At 32.4% G+C, this 22372-nt stretch carries 24 protein-coding genes; 13 read left to right on the top strand and 11 right to left on the bottom strand.

Annotated features, from left to right (window positions below):
* Positions 1-39: 39 nt before the first annotated feature.
* Positions 40-543 (top strand): 30S ribosomal protein S16, encoded by a 504-nt coding sequence (locus tag ABD715_RS04410; protein ID WP_344786885.1) that lies wholly within the window; start codon positions 40-42, stop codon positions 541-543.
* Positions 544-649: 106 nt separating this feature from the next.
* A complete protein-coding gene (gene rimM / locus ABD715_RS04405; protein WP_344786883.1) occupies positions 650-1177 on the top strand; it encodes a ribosome maturation factor RimM in 528 nt (175 codons plus the stop codon).
* Positions 1178-1181: 4 nt separating this feature from the next.
* On the opposite strand, the gene ABD715_RS04400 is transcribed toward rimM, so the two are convergent.
* Complete coding sequence (locus ABD715_RS04400; RefSeq protein ID WP_344786882.1) at positions 1182-1640, bottom strand: hypothetical protein; 459 nt, start codon at positions 1638-1640, stop codon at positions 1182-1184.
* 142 nt (positions 1641-1782) lie between these two features.
* Between ABD715_RS04400 and ABD715_RS04395 the strand changes: the two genes are divergently transcribed.
* Positions 1783-2499, top strand: a complete 717-nt coding sequence (locus tag ABD715_RS04395; protein WP_344786881.1) for a tRNA1(Val) (adenine(37)-N6)-methyltransferase — start codon at positions 1783-1785, stop codon at positions 2497-2499.
* Between the two features lie 103 nt (positions 2500-2602).
* Positions 2603-3781, top strand: a complete 1179-nt coding sequence (locus ABD715_RS04390; protein ID WP_344786879.1) for an acyl-CoA dehydrogenase family protein — start codon at positions 2603-2605, stop codon at positions 3779-3781.
* Positions 3782-3835: 54 nt separating this feature from the next.
* Here ABD715_RS04390 and ABD715_RS04385 read toward each other — a convergent pair whose 3' ends face one another.
* Positions 3836-4612 (bottom strand): LuxR C-terminal-related transcriptional regulator, encoded by a 777-nt coding sequence (locus tag ABD715_RS04385; protein WP_344786878.1) that lies wholly within the window; start codon positions 4610-4612, stop codon positions 3836-3838.
* 162 nt (positions 4613-4774) lie between these two features.
* On the opposite strand from ABD715_RS04385, the gene ABD715_RS04380 reads away from it, so the two are divergent.
* The 7 genes from ABD715_RS04380 to ABD715_RS04350 all read left to right on the top strand — a co-directional run bounded on the left by ABD715_RS04380 (position 4775) and on the right by ABD715_RS04350 (position 10817).
* Positions 4775-5287, top strand: a complete 513-nt coding sequence (locus ABD715_RS04380; RefSeq protein WP_344786877.1) for a Crp/Fnr family transcriptional regulator — start codon at positions 4775-4777, stop codon at positions 5285-5287.
* 80 nt (positions 5288-5367) lie between these two features.
* Positions 5368-5856 carry a GlcG/HbpS family heme-binding protein gene (locus tag ABD715_RS04375; RefSeq protein ID WP_344786875.1) on the top strand — a complete coding sequence of 163 codons (489 nt, stop codon included), beginning with the start codon at positions 5368-5370 and terminating at the stop codon, positions 5854-5856.
* Between the two features lie 32 nt (positions 5857-5888).
* Complete coding sequence (locus ABD715_RS04370; protein ID WP_344786874.1) at positions 5889-7412, top strand: Dabb family protein; 1524 nt, start codon at positions 5889-5891, stop codon at positions 7410-7412.
* Positions 7413-7427: 15 nt separating this feature from the next.
* Positions 7428-8147: a 3-ketoacyl-ACP reductase gene (locus tag ABD715_RS04365; protein ID WP_344786873.1), complete on the top strand. Its 720-nt coding sequence runs from the start codon at positions 7428-7430 to the stop codon at positions 8145-8147.
* An 88-nt stretch (positions 8148-8235) separates the two neighbouring features.
* Complete coding sequence (locus ABD715_RS04360) at positions 8236-8976, top strand: SGNH/GDSL hydrolase family protein (RefSeq protein WP_344786872.1); 741 nt, start codon at positions 8236-8238, stop codon at positions 8974-8976.
* Positions 8977-9096: 120 nt separating this feature from the next.
* Positions 9097-9999, top strand: coding sequence for a metallophosphoesterase family protein (locus ABD715_RS04355; RefSeq protein WP_344786871.1), 903 nt, complete (start codon positions 9097-9099; stop codon positions 9997-9999).
* A gap of 29 nt (positions 10000-10028) precedes the next feature.
* Positions 10029-10817, top strand: coding sequence for a DUF1853 family protein (locus ABD715_RS04350; RefSeq protein ID WP_344786870.1), 789 nt, complete (start codon positions 10029-10031; stop codon positions 10815-10817).
* Positions 10818-11283: 466 nt separating this feature from the next.
* On the opposite strand, the gene ABD715_RS04345 is transcribed toward ABD715_RS04350, so the two are convergent.
* From ABD715_RS04345 to ABD715_RS04305, 9 genes are all read right to left on the bottom strand, one after another.
* Positions 11284-11790 (bottom strand): ferritin, encoded by a 507-nt coding sequence (locus ABD715_RS04345; RefSeq protein WP_344786869.1) that lies wholly within the window; start codon positions 11788-11790, stop codon positions 11284-11286.
* Positions 11791-11880: 90 nt separating this feature from the next.
* Entirely contained in the window at positions 11881-12162 is a 282-nt protein-coding gene (locus ABD715_RS04340; protein WP_344786868.1) for a hypothetical protein, read from the bottom strand.
* 228 nt (positions 12163-12390) lie between these two features.
* Complete coding sequence (locus ABD715_RS04335) at positions 12391-12723, bottom strand: 2Fe-2S iron-sulfur cluster-binding family protein (protein ID WP_344786867.1); 333 nt, start codon at positions 12721-12723, stop codon at positions 12391-12393.
* Between the two features lie 121 nt (positions 12724-12844).
* Positions 12845-13087, bottom strand: a complete 243-nt coding sequence (locus ABD715_RS04330; RefSeq protein WP_344786866.1) for a NifU family protein — start codon at positions 13085-13087, stop codon at positions 12845-12847.
* Between the two features lie 3 nt (positions 13088-13090).
* Complete coding sequence (locus ABD715_RS04325; protein ID WP_344786865.1) at positions 13091-14227, bottom strand: Mrp/NBP35 family ATP-binding protein; 1137 nt, start codon at positions 14225-14227, stop codon at positions 13091-13093.
* A gap of 192 nt (positions 14228-14419) precedes the next feature.
* Entirely contained in the window at positions 14420-15022 is a 603-nt protein-coding gene (locus tag ABD715_RS04320) for a short chain dehydrogenase (RefSeq protein WP_344786864.1), read from the bottom strand.
* A 10-nt stretch (positions 15023-15032) separates the two neighbouring features.
* Entirely contained in the window at positions 15033-15302 is a 270-nt protein-coding gene (locus ABD715_RS04315; protein WP_344786863.1) for a CBU_0592 family membrane protein, read from the bottom strand.
* Positions 15303-15346: 44 nt separating this feature from the next.
* On the bottom strand, positions 15347-15649 hold the full coding sequence (locus ABD715_RS04310) for an ArsR/SmtB family transcription factor (RefSeq protein WP_344786862.1): 303 nt from the start codon (positions 15647-15649) through the stop codon (positions 15347-15349).
* 173 nt (positions 15650-15822) lie between these two features.
* On the bottom strand, positions 15823-16884 hold the full coding sequence (locus ABD715_RS04305; RefSeq protein ID WP_344786861.1) for a lactonase family protein: 1062 nt from the start codon (positions 16882-16884) through the stop codon (positions 15823-15825).
* Between the two features lie 299 nt (positions 16885-17183).
* Between ABD715_RS04305 and ABD715_RS04300 the strand changes: the two genes are divergently transcribed.
* Positions 17184-17633 carry a ferritin-like domain-containing protein gene (locus ABD715_RS04300; RefSeq protein WP_344786860.1) on the top strand — a complete coding sequence of 150 codons (450 nt, stop codon included), beginning with the start codon at positions 17184-17186 and terminating at the stop codon, positions 17631-17633.
* Between the two features lie 161 nt (positions 17634-17794).
* Positions 17795-22186: a DNA polymerase III subunit alpha gene (gene dnaE / locus ABD715_RS04295; protein ID WP_344786859.1), complete on the top strand. Its 4392-nt coding sequence runs from the start codon at positions 17795-17797 to the stop codon at positions 22184-22186.
* Positions 22187-22372: the final 186 nt, after the last annotated feature.

Below are 22372 nucleotides of genomic sequence, written 5' to 3'. Positions count from 1 at the left end.
TTAATAACCGAGGTCGAGAACCTCAAATAATTAATTATTATGCCAGTAAAGATTAGATTACAAAGACACGGTAAAAAAGGAAAACCTTTTTACTGGATCGTTGCAGCAGATGCAAGAGCAAAAAGAGACGGTAAATACTTAGAGAAATTAGGTGTTTACAATCCAAACACTAACCCAGCAACAGTAGAATTAAATGTTGATGGTGCAGTAACTTGGTTACAAAATGGTGCGCAACCAACAGATACAGCTAAAACGTTGTTATCTTACAAAGGTGCATTATTAAAAAATCACCTTGCAGGTGGTGTTAGAAAAGGTGCTTTAACTGAAGAGCAAGCAGAAGCAAAATTTGCAGCTTGGTTGGAAGAAAAAACAGGCAAAATTCAAGCAAAAGCAGATGGTTTATCTGAGGTAGAAGCAAAAGCAAAAGCTGATGCATTAGCAGCAGAAAAAGCAGTTAACGAAGCAAGAATTGCAGCAGCAGCTCCTGTTGTAGAAGAAGAAGCTCCAGCTGAAGAAGCAGAAGCATCTAACGAAGAAGAATAAAAAATATATTTTTTATACTTTTAAACTCCGATATAACTATCGGAGTTTTTTGTATAATATAGTTTTATGTTCTTAATTATAGAACATATAAAAATGTAGTTTATAAATGAAAAAAGAAGACTGCTTTTACCTAGGTAAAATTGTTAGAAAATATAGTTTTAAAGGCGAACTTTTAATTAAATTAGATACCGACCAACCCGATATTTACGAAAATCTAGACGCCATGTTTATCGATGTTCGTAAAACATTAATACCCTTTTTTATAGAAAGCTCTCAACTACATAAATCTGATTTACTACGTGTTCAATTTGAAGACGTAACCACAGAAGCAGATGCCGATTCGTTAATGAAAAGCGATGTGTATTTACCCTTAGAGTTATTGCCAAAACTAGAAGGCAATAAGTTTTATTTTCACGAAGTAATAGGCTTTACCATGGAGGATAAAAATTACGGTAAAGTAGGTACAATAACCGGTATTAACGATTCTACAGCACAAGCTTTGTTTGAGGTAGAAAACAACGGTAATGAAATTTTAATTCCAATGAACGATGAGTTTATTTTAACAGTAGACAGAAAAAATAAAAGCATTCTTGTTGAAACCCCAGAAGGTTTAATCGATTTGTATTTAGAGTAGCACCTTATGTAATTGCAATAGCTGTTTCTCTTTGCATAACCTCTAAAGAATTTTGAATTCTATCTCTTTGCTTAATTAATAGTTTGCAAAGTGATAAAGGTAAATGCATTTCCATGAGTAATTCGTTATATTTTTTAACGCTTAATTGCATCATTTTATAAACCTGTTTAAGTAAATCAATATCATCATTAAAATTTAATAACCTTTTAAAATTGAATTTTTTAAGGCCATTTCTTCTAGCTAATACTAAAGAGTTATTAGTTTTTGTTTCAAGTTTTTTTAACTCATTTTCTAAAGATTCGCCAAATTGGTTTCTTTCAATAATTTTTTGTTTAACAAAAGATTGTAAATTGCGGTCTTCAACGTTGTCTTGTACTTTAGCAAACGTTTCTTCTAACTGATGATTCATTACAAATAAATCATTCAGTTTTATTAAAATTCTATCATAGCGTTTTACTCCCAAAATATTATGTTTTAGTTCAACATTAAAAAAATATATACGTAGGTAATAACCCTAATTGGATGTTGATAGTATATTATTTAACATACTTTAGCTGTTTTTAACATTTTATTTATAGTATTGCCAATATCTTAAAAATTGTAATATGTCTAGAAAGCCCTTTGTTTTTAAACAGTTTAGTGTAAACCAAGATAGGTGTGCCATGAAAATAGGCACAGATGGTGTATTATTAGGTGCTTGGGTATCTGTAGAGAACAATCCGTTTGCAATTTTAGATATTGGGGCTGGTACAGGTATTATTGGCTTAATGCTAGCACAACGTAGTAATGCAGAGGTTATAGATGCTATAGAGATAGACGACGATGCTTACGAGCAATGTGTCGATAATTTTGAAACCTCACCATGGGGAGATCGCTTATTTTGTTATCATGCGGGCTTGGATGAGTTTGTAGACGAGATAGATGATAAATACGAACTAATAGTTTCTAACCCGCCATTTTATTCTGAAAATTATAAAACCGATAACCAAAAGCGCGATATAGCAAGGTTTCAGGATGCTTTACCTTTTAATCATTTAATAGATAGTGCTTCAAAATTATTAACAGAACAGGGTAAATTTGCGGTTATTATTCCGTTTAAAGAAGAGGCTAAATTTATAGAATTGGCATCAAAAAGAAAGCTGTATCCAAATAAAATATTAAGAGTAAAGGGAAGCCCTAATTCCGAAATAAAAAGAAGTCTGCTAGAGTGTTCTTTTTGCGAAAGCGAAATAAAAATTGAAAACCTTATAATAGAAACAGATAGACATCAATATACAGAAGATTATATTAATCTTACCAAAAATTTTTACCTAAAAATGTAAAGAATAAATTAAGATTAATTAAATTTGAGATATTATAATGATAAATCCTTAATAAAAAGCTGGGTTTGTTAATTATTTTGTATCAATATTTAATTTAGTCTTTATGAAACCAGATCTATTTGAAGCACCCGATTATTATAATTTAGACGATTTATTAACCGAAGAGCACAAACTAGTTCGAGATGCAGCTAGATCTTGGGTTAAGAGAGAGGTGTCGCCAATAATAGAAGACTATGCTCAAAAAGCAGAGTTTCCAAAACAAATTATTGGAGGTTTGGCAGGTATTGGTGCTTTTGGACCATACATTCCTATGGAGTATGGTGGTGCAGGCTTAGATCAAATATCGTATGGTTTAATAATGCAAGAAATAGAGCGTGGCGATTCTGGGGTAAGATCTACAGCATCGGTACAATCGTCTTTAGTTATGTATCCTATCTGGAAATATGGAAACGAAGAACAACGCCAAAAATATTTGCCAAAATTAGCTAGTGGAGAATGGATGGGGTGTTTTGGTTTAACCGAGCCAGACCATGGTAGTAACCCATCTGCAATGGTAACTAATTTTAAAGATAAAGGCGATTATTATTTGCTAAATGGAGCCAAAATGTGGATAAGCAATGCGCCATTTGCACAAGTGGCTGTAGTTTGGGCAAAAGATGAAGCTGGGCGTATTCATGGACTTATAGTAGAGCGTGGTATGGAAGGTTTTACAACACCCGAAACACATAATAAATGGTCGCTTAGGGCAAGCGCCACTGGCGAGCTTATTTTCGATAATGTAAAAGTACCCAAAGAAAATTTATTGCCAAACAAATCGGGTTTAGGTGCACCACTTGGTTGTTTAGACTCGGCACGTTATGGCATTGCTTGGGGAGCTATTGGTGCTGCTATGGATTGCTACGACACCGCTTTACGTTACAGTAAAGAGCGTATGCAATTTGGTAAGCCCATAGGTCAGTTTCAATTGCAACAAAAAAAATTGGCCGAAATGATTACCGAAATTACCAAAGCACAACTTTTAACATGGCGCTTAGGCACACTTCGTAACAATAATAAAGCAACATCTGCACAAATATCTATGGCAAAACGCAACAATGTAGATATGGCTATAAATATTGCTCGAGAAGCACGACAAATGTTAGGTGGTATGGGTATTTCTGGAGAGTATTCTATAATGCGTCATTCTATGAATTTAGAAAGCGTAATAACTTATGAGGGTACTCACGATATACATTTATTAATAACCGGTTTAGATATTACAGGGCTTAATGCTTTTAAATAAGTTTTTATTTTTAGGCTGTTAACGCAAGTAGAGGGCTTTTTAGGTAGTTACTTTTTAAAAAAACTGATTGACTAAACAATGCTGTATTAATTCTTGAACAGAGTCAAAGTCTAATTTTTTAAGAATGTTTTTTCGGTGCACATCAACCGTATGCGAACTAATAAATAACTTTTCGCCTATTTGTTTGCTTGTATTATTTAGTGCCAACAATCTAATAATATCTTGTTCTCTATTACTTAAATTATCTTCTAAAAGTTTTTGCGAATGGTTTTTGTAGTATAACGTTTCGTATTCGTTATTGTTATTTAATTTCTTTATAGTAGCAATTATAGGGCGTTGCTCATCTTTGCCAACAATGCTACAATGTGCTATGCCAATAACGGGTTTTCCTGCTGCGTCAAAGTAAGTTGGCGTTTGGTGTTCTAAAATATTAACATAATTACCTTTTGAGTTTCGTACTCTAAAATTCCAAGTATAATTTAATTTGCTACGTTCTTCTCGTGGTACCTCTGTCATTGTAAATACCATAAGTTCTTCTAATACCCCCATCCAAATAGGTAAATCGTCTGGGTGAAAGTGAGAAAACCAATAAGGGGCACCCATAGTGTTCATTAACTCTCTTTCTAAACCTAAGGCATACTCAAAATTTTTACTCACAAATTCGTAAATCTGCTTTGTTGTATTAGTTACAATAAAAAAAGATTCCATTGGTGGTAAATATACATCTAACTCTCTTAATTTTTGGATGTGTTGTTCTATTACAGTACCATTATATTCTTGATGAGAGTCAAAAATTTCTTTGAATAAATCAATTGTGTTTTTTGGTTGCATATTAAAATTCTTTGGGAGAATAGTCTAGTAAGGTAAAGTATTTAATTTCACTATCAAAAATAAAAACATATCTTTAAATTTATTTTATTGTCATAATTTACAATGTTGTACCAAGCGTTAAAGAAAAATATTCAAAAAAATATTCAAATTTCAGATAAAGATTTGAATCATATATCAAGGTTTTTTAAGCCTCAACATATAAAGAAAAAAGAGTTTTTACTTACTCAAGGTAGTATTTTTAAATACGAAGGTTTTGTTTTAGAAGGTTGCTTTAGAGTTTTTACCATTGATAAAAAGGGAAACGAAAACACCTTGTATTTTGCAGCCAAAGATTGGTGGCTTATGGATATTGATAGTTTTATGAACCAAACACCGTCTCATTTAAACATTCAAGCTTTAGAAGATAGCGAGGTGCTCTTAATTAACAGAACAGAGAAATTGGCCCTTTACGAAGCGCTGCCCATAGTAGAAAAACTATTTAGAGTTATGTCACAAAAAGCATTAGTGTCGTGGCAACGTCGTTTAATTAGAAACCAATGCGAAACTGCCAAATCGCGTTATCTTCATTTTTCAAATACCTATCCAACTATAGCTTCAAAACTTACAGATAAACAAATTGCTAGTTATTTAGGCATTACTCACGAATTTTTAAGTAAAATAAAAAAACAGTCATAAATTTTGCCAAATTGAACTTGTTCAACTGTTTTCTCATAAAGGTTTATAATTTTTGTTTTTACAAACTATATAAACTTATTATGAATTTATTCAAACAATTAAAAATTGGTGTTATAACTTTAATTTTAGCGCTATTATCAAATACATTACAAGCACAAATAACTAACGATATTACAGATAACGAGGCTTTTAAAGCGCTTCTTGCAGCAAAGAAAAGTGCAGAAGAGAATAACGTTTTAGTTAATATAGCTGTAGTAGATGCTGGTGCTAACTTAAAAGCATTTATTAGAATGGACGAATCTTATTTAGGCAGTATAGATGTAGCTATAAAAAAAGCAAAAACTGCAAGGTATTTTAATATAGATACTGGAGAGTTGGGCGAGTTAACACAACCAGGAGGTATTATTTATAATATAGAGTTAAGTAATAATGGCTTAGTATCGTTTCCTGGCGGGCTACCAATTAAAAACAAAGAGGGAAAAATTATTGGAGCTATTGGTGTTAGTGGTGGCACTATAGAGCAGGATAGAGCTATTGCTACTATTGGTGCAAAATCTATTTTAAATTAATCTATTACATTTTGAAAAAAAGACTAAAAATCATGAAGAATATAATTCTAATTTTAACATTAATAGTATCGCATATTTGTTTTGCTCAAGTTACAGATAATGCTATGCTTTACAGAAAAGATTTTAAAAACCTAACAGCCAAAAACACGGTAAGTGTTACTAGTTATGAGAAGAATGGAAAACACTACGTGTATACTGGTGGAGCTGGTAATGTAGATGTTTTTAGCTTAAATAAAGACGGTGCTTTAACAACAGTAAGCAGCCATAAATTGTATAAAGAAAAAGGACCAGGAAGAGGTTTGGTAGCAGATAATATTAACGGAACTGATTTTTTATTTGTTGGAAATAAACATGGCGATGCTGTAGAGGTTTTTAAAATTTTAGACAACGGATCTTTAGAACAGGTGTTTATGGTAAAAGATAGTGATGCTGTACACTTAAAAACCGTAATTACGTTGCAAGTTGTTCACATGAAAAAAGCATCCTATCTTTTTGTTGGTGGCTTAGAAAGAGAGGACCCAGGTTTAACCTGTTTTAAAATACATGATGATGGAAAGTTAACACTTGTACAATCTATGAAAGACAATGATAAAATTCATACAGATGGTATTATTGGTATGTTTACCCATAAAATTAAAGGAAAAACGTATTTGTATACTGGCGGATTTCAAGATAATGGAGTAAGTAGTTTTAGAGTTTACGAAAATGGTAAATTTAAAAACGTTAATAACATAAGTGATAATACAACAGATAGGTATTTAACAGGTGCATACCCAGTTACTGGTGTTACATTTGGTAACAATAAATATGTTGTTGTGGGACATAGACATCATAAATATTATGATTATGCTCCGAATTTTATTAAAAACAAAGACTTTAAATACCATGGAGATGGTGTTAGTGTTTTTAAAATAAATAGTAAAGGAGCTTTAGTGCCTCACTTTGTTTTAAAGGATGACGAAAACTCTAAGTTACAAGGACAAACAAGAATAGAAATTGTTTCTGTAAATGATAACGAAGCCATTTTAGCAGTTGGTACAAGAGACGATGCTAGTATTCAACTTTTAAAATTGAATAAAGATGGTGTTTTAAGCCCTACAAATTATTTAGAAACCGGATTCTCTATTTATTACGGATTAAAGTCTCATAAAATAGGAGACGATAACTTTTTGCTAGCAGGATCAAATAGGTTCGATTTTGGTAAATTAGTAAGTTATAAATTGGGGCCAAAAATTAATAGAGAAAACAAAGTTATAAAGCACATCGTGCATTTAAAATACAAGGAAGATGCTACAGAGGCTCAAGTAAACGAAGCTGTTAATGCTTTTGTAGATTTAAAAAATAAAATACCAACCGTTGCTAGTTTCGAATGGGGGTTAAATGATAGTACAGAAGGGCATACTAAAGGACTTACCCATACGTTTGTAATTACGTTTAAAGACGAGCATGCAAGAGAGGTGTATTTGTTTCATGAAGCGCATTTAGCACTTTTAAATAATTATGCTCAATTTTTTGCAGACGCTTTAGTGATGGATTATTGGACTAAAGAAAATTAAAAACAAAAGAAAATAATGAGTGATTTAAAAAATAAAAAAGCAATTATTACAGGCGGAAGCAGAGGTTTAGGTAAAGCAACAGCCATTGCGTTTGCTAAAGAGGGTATAGATGTAGCTATTACTGGAAGAAACGAAACTGCTTTGAAGGAAACAGTTAAAGAGCTTGAAGCTTTTGGTGTTAAGGCTATATATTCTGTTTTTGATGTAGGTAACTACGAAGCTGTAAAAACTAGTATTAAAAGTATTATAGATGATTTAAACGGAGTAGATATATTAGTTAATAATGCAGGAATTGCAGCTATTGGTTCTTTTACAGAAATGCCAGTAGAGCAGTGGAGTCAAATAATACAAACCAACGTTATGGGTATGTATTATGTAACTAAAGAGGTATTACCGCATTTAATTAATAAAAATGAAGGCGATATTATTAATGTGTCTTCTACAGCTGGTTTAAATGGAAATGCTAATATTTCGGCTTATTCTGCTTCTAAATTTGCAGTTATAGGTTTGTCTGAATCTTTAATGAAGGAGGTTAGAAAAAACAATATTCGAGTAAATACATTAACACCTAGTACTATAGAGTCTGATATGACAATTGGTTTAGGCATGTTAAGCAAAGGCGATAATGATAATGTTTTGCAACCAGAAGATTTTGCTGCTTTAATTATGGCAGGTTTAAAATTACCAAGAAGAGCCATGTTAAAAGGTGCAGCATTATGGTCTACAAATCCTTAATTAAGGTGTATATAGATATTAAAAAAAGCTCCTTTAATAGGAGCTTTTTTTATGTGCCATATCTAATTTGTATATTTAAGTAAAAAAAATGAAAAGGTGTTTATTAATTATACTCTTTGGCTTTTTATATATTAGTTGCCAAAGCGAGTCGGTAATAGAAAAACAAGACACTATTACTGTATTTGAAGAGCAAGAGCCAGAACCCGAAATTATTTTAAGCAGTAACCCAACGCTAAAAATACTTTCTTTAGGAGATAGTTACACCATAGGCGAAAGTGTTTGCAAAACATGTAGGTTTCCAGAACAACTTAAAAGTCGTTTACTTAATAAAATAAGTAATATAGATATAGATCTCGAAATTATTGCGCAAACAGGATGGACAACATCTGTACTAAAACAAGCTATAGCAAATTCAAATATTGGTACAGATCAAGATCTAGTTACTCTTTTAATTGGAGTAAACAATCAGTATCAAGGCGTGCCTTTTAAAACTTTTGAAACAGAGTTTTCAGAACTTGTTGCTTCAGCTATTAAATTTGCTAAAGGCAAAAAAGAAAAAGTTATCATTATATCCATTCCAGATTACGCATATACTCCTTTTGGACAAGGAAACCAATCCATATCTAGCGCAATCGATGTTTATAATAATTTTATATATAATTTTTGTCAAACCCACGACATTAGTTACGTTTATATTACAGATATTACTAGAGAAGGCCTAGAGCAACCTAATTTAGTCGCGTCAGACGGGCTACATCCGTCAGGCTTAGCATATGGGCAGTTTGTAGATTTAATAATTCCTTTAGCAGAAGAAAAAATAGAAGAGTAATGGTTGTTAAATAACAAAACAATTAAAAATATCACTAGCTTTAACCACATAAAAAACACAAACTTTAATAAAAAACTATTGGTATTATTAATATCAATGGTTTGAGGCAAGAATAAATATATGTTTTCAGCTAAAAAAAGATTAGATGCCGCTTATAAAAATGCTAAAATTATAGATTTTGATGACCAAAGTAAATTTGTACTTTTTAGCGATTGCCATAGGGGAGATAATAGTTTTGCAGACGATTTTGCTAATAACCGTAACATTTATTTTCACGCTTTAAAGCATTATTATAAAGAAGGTTTTCAATATTGCGAATTGGGTGATGGAGATGAACTTTGGGAAAATATTTCTTTTGGTTCTATATTAAATGCACACAAAAATGTGTACATGTTAATGAAACTTTTTCATAAAGATAATAGGTTGCACATGATATGGGGAAATCATGATATGGTTTATAGAGATTCCAATTATGTAAAAAAACACCTGTCTACTTATTTCGATCCTAAAACAGGGAAAGATGTCGAGCTTTTTAAAGACATAAAGTACCATGAAGGTATTATTTTAAAACATAGTTCTAGTGGGCAAGAGGTGTTTTTGGCACATGGGCATCAGGCAGATTGGTGGAATTATATTTTCTGGAAATGGAGTCGTTTTATGGTGCGTGTGCTTTGGAAACCCTTAAATGTTATGGGTATTGCAGATCCTACGAGTCCTGCCAAAAACTACACAGAGTTAATTAAGGTAGAACGCAGAACAAAAAAGTGGATTACAGAAAATAATAATCTTTTAACCATTGTTGGACATACACACAGACCGCGTTTTCCAGAACCTGGAGATATAGCGTTTTTTAATGATGGAAGTTGTGTACACCCAAGAAGTATAACAGGTATCGAGATAGAAAATGGCGAAATATCTTTAATTAAATGGCAAATTGCTACACGAGAAGATGGGACATTACAAATAGTGAGAATATTGCTAGAAGGCCCACGAAAATTAAAAGATTATAAACAGTTTGGTTAATACGTTATGGTTTTGCACAAATTAAAAATATGCTAACAAAAAGATACGAAGGCTATTTAAATACACCTTGTTTGTGGCAAAACGATGAGGTGTTTAATTTAAGGCAATTAAGTATAGCGTCTATATATACTAAAATTGATATTCAAATAGATAACAGCCTCCGCTTAGGTAAATATATAGAGCGTTTAGTTTCTTTTGAGTTAAAGCAGCATGCAGGCATCTCAATTTTAGCAGAAAATATTCAAATTCAAAAAGACAAACGTACTTTAGGCGAGTTAGATTGTTTGTTGTTAAAGGACGATAAGCCTATACATTTAGAAATTATTTATAAGTTTTATTTATATGATGAGAGCGTTGGTAATAATGAAATAGCACATTTTATAGGTCCAAATCGAAAGGATGCTTTAATAGAGAAACTAACCAAGCTAAAAGAAAAGCAATTACCATTGCTTTATTCTAGTTCGTGTAAACCCTATTTAGATACATTTAAAGCCGAAGATTTTTCTCAACAAGTCTATTTTAAAGCGCAATTATTTTTGCCTTATACCAAGCAAAATATTCGGCTTAAAACGCTTAATAACGCTTGTGTTATTGGGTGTTATATAACAGAAAAAGATCTTAATGATTTTAAACATTGTAAATTTTATATACCAACAAAAAAAGATTGGTTAATAACCCCACACGCCAATATAGCATGGAAAAATTTTGACGATTTTAAAATTATAGCAAATGGCTATTTTAAAGAGAAATTTTCGACGTTATGTTGGGTTAAGTGTAAAAACGGAAGCTTAAAAAAAATATTTTTGGTTTGGTGGTAATCTTATATAATATGTTTGATAACCTTCAAATAGAAACCAATTAGAATATCAGCAATTATGGATTAAAAAGTGGATTTAGCTATCGCTTTCGTTGTTAATTATAAAGAGTTAAATAGTATTTTGGGAAATTCTACCGATGCCTATTTAAATTATAAAAAGGCAAGTGCTTTCTTTTTATAAAACAAGGCGTAATCACCTTGTAAACATGTTAAATAAAAAAGAATAGATTAATTTTAAGTCTTTTAAAACTTTACCCGTTTTTAAGTACAAACCATTACAATTAGCAAATCATGTAAAAAGTATAGTAGTTTTACTTGTTTACGTTTTTGGTCTTTGTTTTTTAGGGGTGTATCTATTTAAAATTAAGGTAAAGAAAGGCCATGCTATTTTAAAAAATAAATTTCCACAAAAAAAATAAGCCCAGATTTAATAAAGTATTAAATCTGGGCTTATTAATTAAAGGCGTTTATTCCATTGGAAGTCTTTCGTCAACCATTTTAAGAGGCATACCTTCCATTAAATCAAAAATATCAAGAATGCTTCTAAATGTATCTTCTTCTTCAGACTGTTCTGTTATAAACCATTGTAAAAAGATTTCTGATACAAAATCGTCTTCCTTTCTAGCTGCTTTAAAAATTTTATAAATAGATTCTGTTACGCTTATTTCTTGTTCTAACGAAGCTTCGTAAACCCCTCTTAAACTTTCAAAATCGTTATTTACGTTTGTTACGTTTGGAGACACAGCTGCACCACCATTGTCGTTAATAAATGTAAATATTTTCATGGCGTGTTCACGCTCTTCTTCTGCTTGTTTGTAAAAAAAACTTTTTGCGTTTAAAAGTTCTCTTTGGTCACACCAAGACGCCATAGCTAAATAAGAGGCAGAAGCCTTCATTTCCATAGCAATTTGGTTGTTTAATAAATCCATCACATCTGGATGAATAGACATTTGTTTTCTAACTACTGTATTCATACCTTTTTTTGTTTTAAACAAAGTTACAATAAAAAGCAAGCGCTTTTAAGGTGTAGTAGAATTTAAAGAAAGTCTAAATAAAGATAAAAGTTAGGCAATAACAGGGGTGAAATCAAGGAAAAATAGTTGAATTTCTTCCTTAAGTTTTAATAATTGAGGAATGTCTAGGTATACTAAATGTTGTTTATCTGCTACAAAAAGTAAAACAAAATTATCTGTATCTATAATTTTATTAAGTGTTTCGAAGGTTGTTAAATCGTATATTTTTCTTCTTAATTCTAACATTTGAGGAAAACTCAAGTTAATCTCTTTGTTAGGCGTTGTTAATACGTATTTACAAAATGTAGTTTGTTCGATTTGATAACTATCCATTATATATGCTTCGTAATTCTGGCTGCAAATATATTCTTTATTTAGAATAAATAAAAATAAAATAAAAACTTATTGTGTTTTTTAGTTTGAATGTTTTTGTAAGGTGATTAAAACCAGAGGGTTTACTAAAAAAATCCCTTTATAAAATACGTTACATACGCTGTTTATAAAGGGATTTTTATCTATTTATGTGATGTGAAAATAAGACACAAAATGTTGTTGAGGTTTTTAACTCTCTGGTGCCAATTCTACTTCAAGACCTTCCATTTCTGGAGTTATTTGAATTTGGCAACCTAATCTAGAGTTGTCTTTTACATCAAAAGCTTCAGATAACATAGCTTCTTCGTCGTCTCCCATTTCTGGTAATTTGGTATCGCTATTTACATAGCATTGGCATGAAGCACACATAGCCATACCACCACAAACTCCAATAGTTCCTTCTGGTGCTAACTCGTAAGAGCGAACAACCTCCATAAGATTCATGGCCATATCTGTAGGCGCAACTACATCGTGTGTTACACCATCTCTATCTGTAATTTTAATGTTTATATCTTGTTCCATTATATAATTTTTGTACTATTATTTTTAGCACTTCATAAGTCATGCCGCAAATTTAATGGTTTAAAATTATTTAAAACACATGTTTGTCTATTATTTTAGTAGGAAATAAAAACAAGCAGTTTTAGGCTTCTATATTTATCACTTTTTCTATCTGCGGAGCGTGTTTTTTTATAGTCATTTCCACACCCGATTTTAATGTCATTTGGTTAACACTGCAACCAACGCAAGCGCCTTGTAATTGCACGTTTACAATTCTATCGTCTTCTATAGATAATAACGAAATGTCTCCACCGTCGCTTTGTAAAAATGGGCGAATTTCGTCTAGAGCTTTTTCTACATTTAATTTAACTTCTTCTGATGTCATATCTTATTTTTTAACTGCTGAGCAACCAGCCATAGTAGTAATTTTTATAGCTTCAGTAGCTGGTAAATCGTCATTACGTCTTACTACTTCTTGCACAACTTCTTTAGTAATATCTTCAAAAGCTTGTTCTAACGGAGTTGCTGTTTGTAACGCTGCTGGACGTCCAACATCTCCTGCTTCTCTAATGCTTTGTACTAATGGTAAAGCGCCTAAAAAAGGAACTTTTAAATCTTCAGCTAGGTTTTTAGCCCCATCTTTACCAAAGATATAGTATTTATTATCTGGCAACTCTTCTGGAGTAAAATACGCCATATTCTCTATAATTCCTAAAACAGGTACATTTATACTGTCTTGTTGAAACATAGCAACTCCTTTTTTAGCATCTGCTAACGCTACATTTTGAGGTGTACTTACAACTACAGCTCCTGTAATAGGTAACGATTGCATAATGCTTAAATGTATATCTCCTGTTCCTGGAGGTAAATCTAGAAGTAAGAAATCTAAAGTGTCCCAGTGTGCATCAAAAATCATTTGGTTTAATGCTTTTGCAGCCATAGGGCCACGCCAAACAACTGCTTGATCTGGTTTTGTAAAAAAACCAATAGATAATACTTTTACACCGTAGTTTTCTACAGGTTTCATTTTCGATTTTCCGCCAACATTAACAGCTAAAGGTCTTGCGCTCTCTACATCGAACATGATTGGAATAGATGGTCCGTAAATATCGGCATCTAAAATACCAACTTTAAAGCCCATTTTTGCAAGTGTAACTGCTAGGTTTGCAGTAACGGTAGATTTACCTACACCACCTTTGCCAGAAGCCACTGCTACAATGTTTTTAACACCAGGTAATGGTTTACCTTTAATTACATTTGGTTTTGCTGTTGTTGGTGCATCAACCTTTATGTTTACTTTTATTTTTGCTTTCTCGTAAACCTTTTCGTGAATGGTTTTTAGAATGTCTACTTCTGTTCTTTTCTTTGCCTGTAAGCTAGGATTTGCAATGGTTATATCTACAATAACTTCGTCTCCAAAAGTTATTACATTTTTTACTGCACCGCTATCAACCATATTTTGTCCTTCTCCGGGTACTGTAATAGATTCTAACGCCTTTAATATATCTTGTTTATTAAGCTTCATTCGTTATTTTAGATTTAATCTAACTGCAAAGATAATTAATAAAGGTGGAAGTTTGAAGTACCATGTTAGAAGTTTTATTTATGCGAATATTGGCTTTTATTATAAGTTGATGATTGCCCATAAAATCGCAATGTTTAATTTTTTAATAGGTCAATATAATAATAGTAGGATTGGGTACATAAGTTGATTGTTTTAGTTGTAAATTCTAATTATTTCGCCATTTCCTTTTCCGTTTACACTTCTTACATATCCGTTAATTACTTTTTTCATTGGTATTGGGTTGTGTCCTGGAAAATAGTCTTTGTACTTTTTGTAAGCATCTTCGACCATTCCCGAAGAAACAACATTTATTCTGATTCCGTTCTCTATTTCAAGTGCAACCGCTTTTACAAAACTATGAATTCCGCCATTTACCATTGAAGCACTAGTTGTTTTTACTACAGGGTCGTCTGCTAAAATTCCTGTAGATAAAGTAATTGATCCATTTGTGTTTAAATAATTCTGCCCGATTCGCACAAGGTTTACCTGTCCCATTAATTTACTTTTCAATCCGATATAATAATCTTTTTCGGTAAGGTTATTAAAATTGTCCCATTTAGCCTCGCCTGCAATACAAATAATAGCATCTAATTTTCCAGTTTTCTCAAACATAGTTTTTATTGAATTGCTATCAGCAATATCTACAGTCACATCGCCATTGGTTCGTCCAGCAATTATTATTTCGTTCTTTTCTTTGAAATGTGAAACCACAGTTTTTCCGATTGTTCCATTTCCTCCAATTATTAAAATTTTCATTGTTTGTTTTTTATGTTAAACATTGAGTTTTGTTGCGGTTTTCTTTTTTATTTCTTGACTTGTAAATGGTTAAAGTTGCTATCACACTCCAAAGTAAATTAGTTACAAATGGTGGAATAGCATTATAGTAATAACAGTTTATGGCTATTAAAAGTCCTCCAAACAAGTTTAAATACTTGCCATAGTCCAAATATTTTTTGTTTTCGATTAGTGTTAGGGCATAGGCAAGGATTATCAATCCTGAACCTGACCAACCTAAAATGTCAATTAATAATTTCATAGTTTGTTATATTGCGAAATGTCGATATGTGTTATCAAATTTTTTTAAGTTAGAAAATCCGTAAACTGTTTAATCGTTTCTTCGTTCCTTTTTAAATACGACCATTTTCCGTGTCGTGTTGATATTAAAAGTCCACATTTTTCCATATTGGTTAAATATGTTGAAATAGTCGATTGAGATAGTTTCGTTTTTTCTTGAATATAAGTAACGCAAACACCATCGTTAAAATGCTTTAATGTTTCGTGTGGTGGAAAGTGTTTCTCTGGTTCTTTCAACCATTCCAATATTTGAAATCTAATTTGGTTTGATAAGCATTTACCAATTTCTGTTGCTATTTTCAAATTCATATCATAAATATATCTATAATTCTCGATATATAAAAATGAATTTTTGTTTTTTTGATATTTTTTGTTTGTTGCCAAACATCAAAACAACCTCGACTACCAAGCATTATTTAAACTAGTCAATCGTAATTCAATAAAATTCTTATAATTGTATTTTAATTCAGAATAAGTTGCTTTTAAAATAAAAGGCAAACTGGCGAAGGCACTTTTATATCGTGTAAAAACATTAGCTTTCCTGTGTTTTTGTTTATGCTATAAACTGATATGTTTTCACTTTTTTGATTAGCAACCAATACAAATTTACCAGTAGGATCTAGCGTAAAGTTTCTAGGCCAATCGCCATTAACCGATATGTTCTGGATTTTTTCAATGGTTCCTGTCTCGGTATCTCGTTTAAAAACAGCTATCGAGTTTTCGCCTCGGTTGGAGCCATATAAAAAACGCTCGTCTGGCGATAAATGTATATCGGCACAAGAATTTTTACCAGTATAATCGGCTCTTAACGTAGAGTCGTGGTCAATTTGTTTAAAACCATCATTTGTTTTTTTTACCGATGTAATAGAAGCACCATACTCATTAATAATATAAATAAACTCTCCGTCTTTGCTTATTGCAAAATGTCTAGGGCCAGGATTTCCATCCATTTTAATAATAGACTCAGATTTTAATGTGTAGTTATCATCATTTAATTTGTATTGGTATAAGGCATTTCGACCTAAATCAGATACAAACAAATCGTCTTTATAAAATTGCGCCGAATGTGCACGAGCCTTTTTATTATCGGTATTATGGTTAAATGTTTGCGAAGCTTTTTTTAAACTACCATCGGTGTTAATACTGTAAACAGAAGCAGTACCGCCACCGTATGTAGACACTACAGCTTTATTGCCAGCATTATTAACAGCTACATGGCAAGGGCCTTTGCCATTGCTGCTTTCTTTATTTATGTAGGTTAGTGTTTTGTTGTTATTTACTTTAAATGCAGTAATAGCACTGGTTTCGCCCTCTCCAACAGCATAAATGTATTTTTTGTTGGGAGAAAAAGCTATAAAAGAAGGGTTTTCTGTTTTTATAGCCAATATTTTATTGCTTAATACGCCTGTTTTAGTATTAAAATCTAGTTTATATATACCCTCGCTTTCACCTTTTGTATAGGTGCCTACATATAAAGAGTTTTTTTGAGCGGTACAGTTAAAAAGAGTTAAGGCAAGTAGTGATAAACAGAATCGTATTTTCATTGTGTTTTTCGTTGTTTATTTAGAGTTTAATAGCAGTAATAGTTTCAACTTAAAAATTAAGTGTGTTCTATACTTTCAAAAATATGCTTTTAATATTAAAAAAAGAGTTTAAAATATAAATTACTTAAATAGGCAGAGTTTGTTAAATTATACAGCTTTAATGTTAAAGCTTAACTTACACTGCTAAAGTTTGTTAAAAGATTTAGATATAAGATGTTTATCTGTTATATTACAATTGCAGATGTGAAACGATAAGCATCTTAAAAAAAGTTATTGAGATTAAAAATGAAAAAGATAAAATGAAGTACACAGAAAAAATTTCAAACGAATTAAACGAGTTATTGGTTAAAAATTATGATGCTCGAAAGGGGTATTTAAATGCAATTGATAATGTAGATAGTCATACTCTAAAACAGTTTTTTGAGCGTATGGCAACAGAGCGAGGGGAGTTTGCGAGAGAGTTAAAAAACGAAATTCTAACTTACCAAGAAACACCAAAAGAAGCAGGGAGTATTGCTGGCGCAGTGCATAGAAACTGGATAACATTAAAAAACTTATTCTCTTCAAATGATGAAGAAGCTATTTTAGACGAGGTTGTAAGAGGAGAAAAGGCAAGTTTAGAGTCTTATGCCAATGTTATGGTAGATAACGAATTATCAAAAAGTATAAAGACCTTATTAAATAAACATACTGTGGCTATTAAAAAAACAATAAAAAGTATACACAAATTTGAAGAACTGGTATCTTAATTAACCCTCTTTTAATATAGATAGGCGTAATCTAATAGGTTACGCTTTTTTTTGTTAAAAAAAACCAACTTCCCTTTATAAAAGTATAAATTCTATGTATTTTTATACTCTGCGTTTACTTTTTCTTAAACGACTAAATAACAAATATCTAAGCTCTAAGAATGTACTTAATTTTTGATACAGAAACTACCGGTTTGCCTAAACGTTGGGACGCACCAATTACAGATACAGATAATTGGCCAAGGTGTATACAAATAGCATGGCAATTACACGATGGTATGGGAAATTGTATAGAAAGTCAAGATTATTTGGTAAAGCCAGAAGGATTTAACATTCCGTATGATGCAGAGAAAATTCACGGTATTTCTACAGAATTGGCAGCAGAACAAGGTATAGAATTAGACGAGGTTTTAGAAAAATTTAATATTGCATTAAGTAAAACAAAGTTTATTGTTGGGCAAAACGTAAAGTTCGATTTAAATATTATGGGAGCCGAGTTTGTGCGTGGCGACATGGCAAACATCCTTCAAGAACTTCCTGTTTTAGATACCTGTACAGAGCACACAGCTAACTTATGTAAAATACCAGGAGGTCGTGGTGGTAGGTTTAAACTACCAACATTGTCAGAGTTACACGAGCATTTGTTTGGTACTGGTTTTGCAGAGGCGCATAATGCAACTGCCGATGTAGAGGCAACAACACGTTGTTTTTTCGAATTAATGCGTTTGGGCGAGTACACTAAAGAGCAACTAGATGTAGAGCCAGAATATTTCGAGAGTTTCTCTCAGGCTAATCCGCAACCTATTCAACTTATAGGTTTAAAGCACATTAACTTAAAAAAGGAAAGTGCTAAAATTAATGCGAGATTACAAAAGGCTCAGGGTACTAGTATCTCTTCTGCAGATATAAAGAAAAACGAATCTGACTTAGCCGATGTCGATTTTGTACATTTACATAATCACTCACAATTTTCTGTATTGCAGTCTACCATGAGTGTATCCGATCTGGTTGCTGTAGCTGCAGAGTATAATATGCCTGCTGTAGCCTTAACAGATCATGCTAACATGATGGGAGCTTTTCATTTTGTTAATGCTGTAAACAAACACAATAGTAGCGCAAAAGCTAAAATTGCAGAAGCAGAAGCTAGTGGCCAGCCAACTAAGGTTCGAGAAATGAAACCCATTATTGGATGCGAGTTTTTTGTTTGCGAAGACCATTTAGACAAATCTAGAAAAGACAACGGTTATCAAATTGTATTAATAGCTAAAAATAAAAATGGATATCACAATTTAGCAAAACTATCGTCTCATGCCTTTGTAAATGGGTTTTACTATGTGCCAAGAATTGATAAGAAACTAATTCAAGAATATAAAGAAGATTTAATTGTATTAACAGGAAACCTTTATGGCGAAGTACCAAGTAAGGTTTTAAATATAGGCGAAAAACAGGCAGAAGAAGCTTTAATTTGGTGGAAAAACGAATTTAAAGACGACTTGTATGTAGAGCTAATGCGACATAATCAAGAAGACGAAAATCGTGTAAACCCTACCTTAATAAGCCTAGCTCAAAAACACGATGTTAAGTTAATAGCATCAAACAATACATATTACGCCAAACAAGGCGATGCTAATGCACACGATATCTTACTGTGTGTAAAAGAAGGCGAAAAACAAGGTACTCCAATTGGTCGTGGGCGTGGTTACAGGTACGGTTTGCCAAATCAAAACTATTTCTTTAAGTCGCCAGAGGCCATGAAAAAAGCCTTTAGCGATATACCCGAAGCCATTTCTAATATAGAAGAGGTTGTAGGTAAAATTGAAGCTTATCAATTAGCGAGAGACGTTTTATTACCTGCTTTTGATATTCCTGAGCGTTTTGTGCATGCAGAAGATGCTATTGATGGTGGAAAACGTGGAGAAAATGCTTTTTTACGCCATTTAGTATACGAAGGAGCTAAGAAAAGATATGGAGAAGAACTCTCTGATGAGGTTGTAGAACGATTAGATTTCGAGCTTGATGTTATCGAGAAAACAGGATACCCTGGATATTTCTTAATTGTAGAAGATTTTATTCGTGAAGCCAGAAACATGGATGTATCTGTAGGCCCTGGACGTGGTTCTGCAGCAGGGTCTGTGGCTGCTTATTGTCTTTGGATTACGAATATCGATCCCATGAAGTACAATTTACTTTTTGAGCGTTTCTTAAATCCAGATCGTGTAAGTATGCCCGATATCGATATCGATTTTGATGACGAAGGCAGAAGTCGGGTTATGGATTATGTAATAGAAAAATATGGAGCCAACCAAGTAGCACAAATTATTACCTATGGTACTATGGCTGCAAAATCTTCTATTAGGGATACTGCTCGTGTTTTAGATTTACCCTTATTTGATGCAGATAGAATTGCCAAGTTAATACCTAACATGTCTAAACTAAAAAAGATTTTTGGTTTAAATGAAAAGGAATTAGCTGCTAAATTTAGATCGGAAGAATTAGAAAAAATAAACGAACTTTTAAATATTGCTGATGGATCTGATTTGCAAGCAGAAACATTAAATTTAGCGCGTTCATTAGAAGGGTCGGTGCGAAATACAGGAATTCATGCCTGTGGTGTAATTATTACCCCAGACGATATTACTAAATTCGTTCCTGTATCTGTTGCAAAAGATTCAGATTTATATGTCACACAATTTGATAACTCTGTAGTAGAAGATGCAGGTTTACTAAAAATGGACTTCTTAGGGTTAAAAACACTAACCTTAATAAAAGATACTGTTAAAATAGTAAAAGCCAAGCATGATATTTTGCTGGACCCAGAAAGTTTTCCTTTAGATGATGAAGAAACCTATGCCTTATTCCAGCGCGGAGAAACGGTTGGTGTTTTTCAATACGAATCGCCAGGAATGCAAAAACACCTTCGTGATTTAAAACCTACAGTTTTCGATGATTTAATTGCCATGAATGCCTTGTATCGTCCTGGACCAATGGAATATATACCTAGTTTTGTTAGAAGAAAACACGGAGACGAAGAAATTGAATATGACCTTCCTGCAATGGAAGAGTATTTAAAAGAAACATACGGTATTACAGTTTATCAGGAGCAAGTAATGTTGCTCTCTCAAAAATTAGCAGATTTTACTAAAGGTGAAGCCGATGTATTGCGTAAGGCGATGGGTAAAAAGCAAATTGCAGTACTAGACAAAATGAAACCTAAGTTTGTTGAGCAAGCAAGTGCCAACGGACATGATGCTAAAAAATTAGAGAAAATCTGGAAAGACTGGGAGGCATTTGCAAGTTATGCCTTCAATAAATCGCACTCTACATGTTACGCCTGGATAGCATATCAAACAGCCTATTTAAAGGCGCATTATCCTGCTGAGTATATGGCTGCGGTTTTGTCTAATAACATGAACGATATTAAACAAGTTACATTCTTTATGGAAGAGTGTAAACGCATGAAACTACCCGTTTTAGGTCCAGATATTAACGAGTCGTATTACAAGTTTTCTGTAAATAAAGATAACGCAGTGCGGTTTGGTATGGGGGCTATTAAAGGTGTTGGCCATGGTGCGGTAATTACTATTGTAGATAATAGGGAAAAAGATGGGCATTATAAATCTGTTTTCGATTTTGCTAAACGTATAGACCTAAGAGCAGCCAATAAAAGAGCTCTAGAAAACTTGGCTTTAGCTGGAGGTTTCGATTGTTTTAGCGAGACACACAGAGCACAGTATTTTTTTAAAGAAGGCGGAGAAATAACCTTTTTAGAAAAAGTAATTAAATATGCCCAAAGGCATAAAGAGAACGAAAACTCGGCACAAGTAAGCTTGTTTGGTGCTTCTAGCGAAGTGCAAATAGCAGAACCCGAAGTGCCTCCTTGCGAAGAATGGGGCACTATGGAAAAACTAGCGCAAGAGCGTGAGGTTGTTGGTGTATATATATCTGGGCATCCTTTAGACGATTTTAGAACCGAAATGAAAACCTTTTGTAGCGGTACTATTGCCTTTTTTAATGATATGACGCCTTATGTAAATAGAGAAATTACTTTTGGTGGTGTAGTTACAGATGTGCAACATCGTGTTAGTAAGCAAGGTAAGGGTTGGGCTATGTTTACTGTTGAAGATTATACAGACTCTTACGAGTTTAGAATTTTTGGAGAAGAGTATTTAAAATATAGGCACTTTTTAATGCAAAATAACTTTGTTTATGTTAGAAGTTTTATTCGAGATGGTTGGGTAAATAAAGATACAGGTAAAAAGAGTGAGCCAAGACTTCAATTTAATGGCTTTCAGTTGTTGCACGATGTTATGGAGCAATATGCTAAAAAGTTAACCATTCAGTTAAATTTAAGAGATTTACATGAAGAAACGGTGTTAAAACTTAAAGAGTTGTTAATGATGCACCCAGGAAATCAAATGCTAAATTTTGTGGTTTACGATTCTAAAGAAAAAATTAAACTACAAATGCCAAGTAGAAGACAAAAAGTAAAAGTATCTCAAGAATTATTAGGAGAATTAGAAAACGAAAATATTCTTTTTAAATTAAATGGTTAATGCTATGCGTTATACTCTGGGTAATTAATTCTAATTTCTTGATTTAATAAAGACTTGTTTAGTAACTTATAGTAATTATTGGTGTTATTTTTTATAGAATTTACAAGAAAAGCAGTTACACTATGCAGATAAAATACAAGTTTGTTAAGTTTATGGATAAGCTTACTAATAGTACTAATAGTTTGT

Origin of the sequence: Postechiella marina, assembly GCF_039538365.1 — a bacterium.
Classification (GTDB): Bacteria; Bacteroidota; Bacteroidia; order Flavobacteriales; family Flavobacteriaceae; genus Postechiella; species Postechiella marina.
Note: the sequence above shows the minus strand (reverse complement) of the source record. Positions and strands in the feature narration are given on the sequence as shown.

Coding starts and splice junctions, on each gene's coding strand:
- ABD715_RS04410 (WP_344786885.1), top strand. CDS start 40: ATGCCAGTAAAGATTAGATTACAAAGACACGGTAAAAAAGGAAAACCT.
- rimM (WP_344786883.1), top strand. CDS start 650: ATGAAAAAAGAAGACTGCTTTTACCTAGGTAAAATTGTTAGAAAATAT.
- ABD715_RS04395 (WP_344786881.1), top strand. CDS start 1,783: ATGTCTAGAAAGCCCTTTGTTTTTAAACAGTTTAGTGTAAACCAAGAT.
- ABD715_RS04390 (WP_344786879.1), top strand. CDS start 2,603: ATGAAACCAGATCTATTTGAAGCACCCGATTATTATAATTTAGACGAT.
- ABD715_RS04385 (WP_344786878.1), bottom strand. CDS start 4,612: ATGCAACCAAAAAACACAATTGATTTATTCAAAGAAATTTTTGACTCT.
- ABD715_RS04375 (WP_344786875.1), top strand. CDS start 5,368: ATGAATTTATTCAAACAATTAAAAATTGGTGTTATAACTTTAATTTTA.
- ABD715_RS04370 (WP_344786874.1), top strand. CDS start 5,889: ATGAAGAATATAATTCTAATTTTAACATTAATAGTATCGCATATTTGT.
- ABD715_RS04365 (WP_344786873.1), top strand. CDS start 7,428: ATGAGTGATTTAAAAAATAAAAAAGCAATTATTACAGGCGGAAGCAGA.
- ABD715_RS04360 (WP_344786872.1), top strand. CDS start 8,236: ATGAAAAGGTGTTTATTAATTATACTCTTTGGCTTTTTATATATTAGT.
- ABD715_RS04355 (WP_344786871.1), top strand. CDS start 9,097: ATGTTTTCAGCTAAAAAAAGATTAGATGCCGCTTATAAAAATGCTAAA.
- ABD715_RS04350 (WP_344786870.1), top strand. CDS start 10,029: ATGCTAACAAAAAGATACGAAGGCTATTTAAATACACCTTGTTTGTGG.
- ABD715_RS04345 (WP_344786869.1), bottom strand. CDS start 11,790: ATGAATACAGTAGTTAGAAAACAAATGTCTATTCATCCAGATGTGATG.
- ABD715_RS04340 (WP_344786868.1), bottom strand. CDS start 12,162: ATGGATAGTTATCAAATCGAACAAACTACATTTTGTAAATACGTATTA.
- ABD715_RS04335 (WP_344786867.1), bottom strand. CDS start 12,723: ATGGAACAAGATATAAACATTAAAATTACAGATAGAGATGGTGTAACA.
- ABD715_RS04330 (WP_344786866.1), bottom strand. CDS start 13,087: ATGACATCAGAAGAAGTTAAATTAAATGTAGAAAAAGCTCTAGACGAA.
- ABD715_RS04325 (WP_344786865.1), bottom strand. CDS start 14,227: ATGAAGCTTAATAAACAAGATATATTAAAGGCGTTAGAATCTATTACA.
- ABD715_RS04320 (WP_344786864.1), bottom strand. CDS start 15,022: ATGAAAATTTTAATAATTGGAGGAAATGGAACAATCGGAAAAACTGTG.
- ABD715_RS04315 (WP_344786863.1), bottom strand. CDS start 15,302: ATGAAATTATTAATTGACATTTTAGGTTGGTCAGGTTCAGGATTGATA.
- ABD715_RS04310 (WP_344786862.1), bottom strand. CDS start 15,649: ATGAATTTGAAAATAGCAACAGAAATTGGTAAATGCTTATCAAACCAA.
- ABD715_RS04305 (WP_344786861.1), bottom strand. CDS start 16,884: ATGAAAATACGATTCTGTTTATCACTACTTGCCTTAACTCTTTTTAAC.
- ABD715_RS04300 (WP_344786860.1), top strand. CDS start 17,184: ATGAAGTACACAGAAAAAATTTCAAACGAATTAAACGAGTTATTGGTT.
- dnaE (WP_344786859.1), top strand. CDS start 17,795: ATGTACTTAATTTTTGATACAGAAACTACCGGTTTGCCTAAACGTTGG.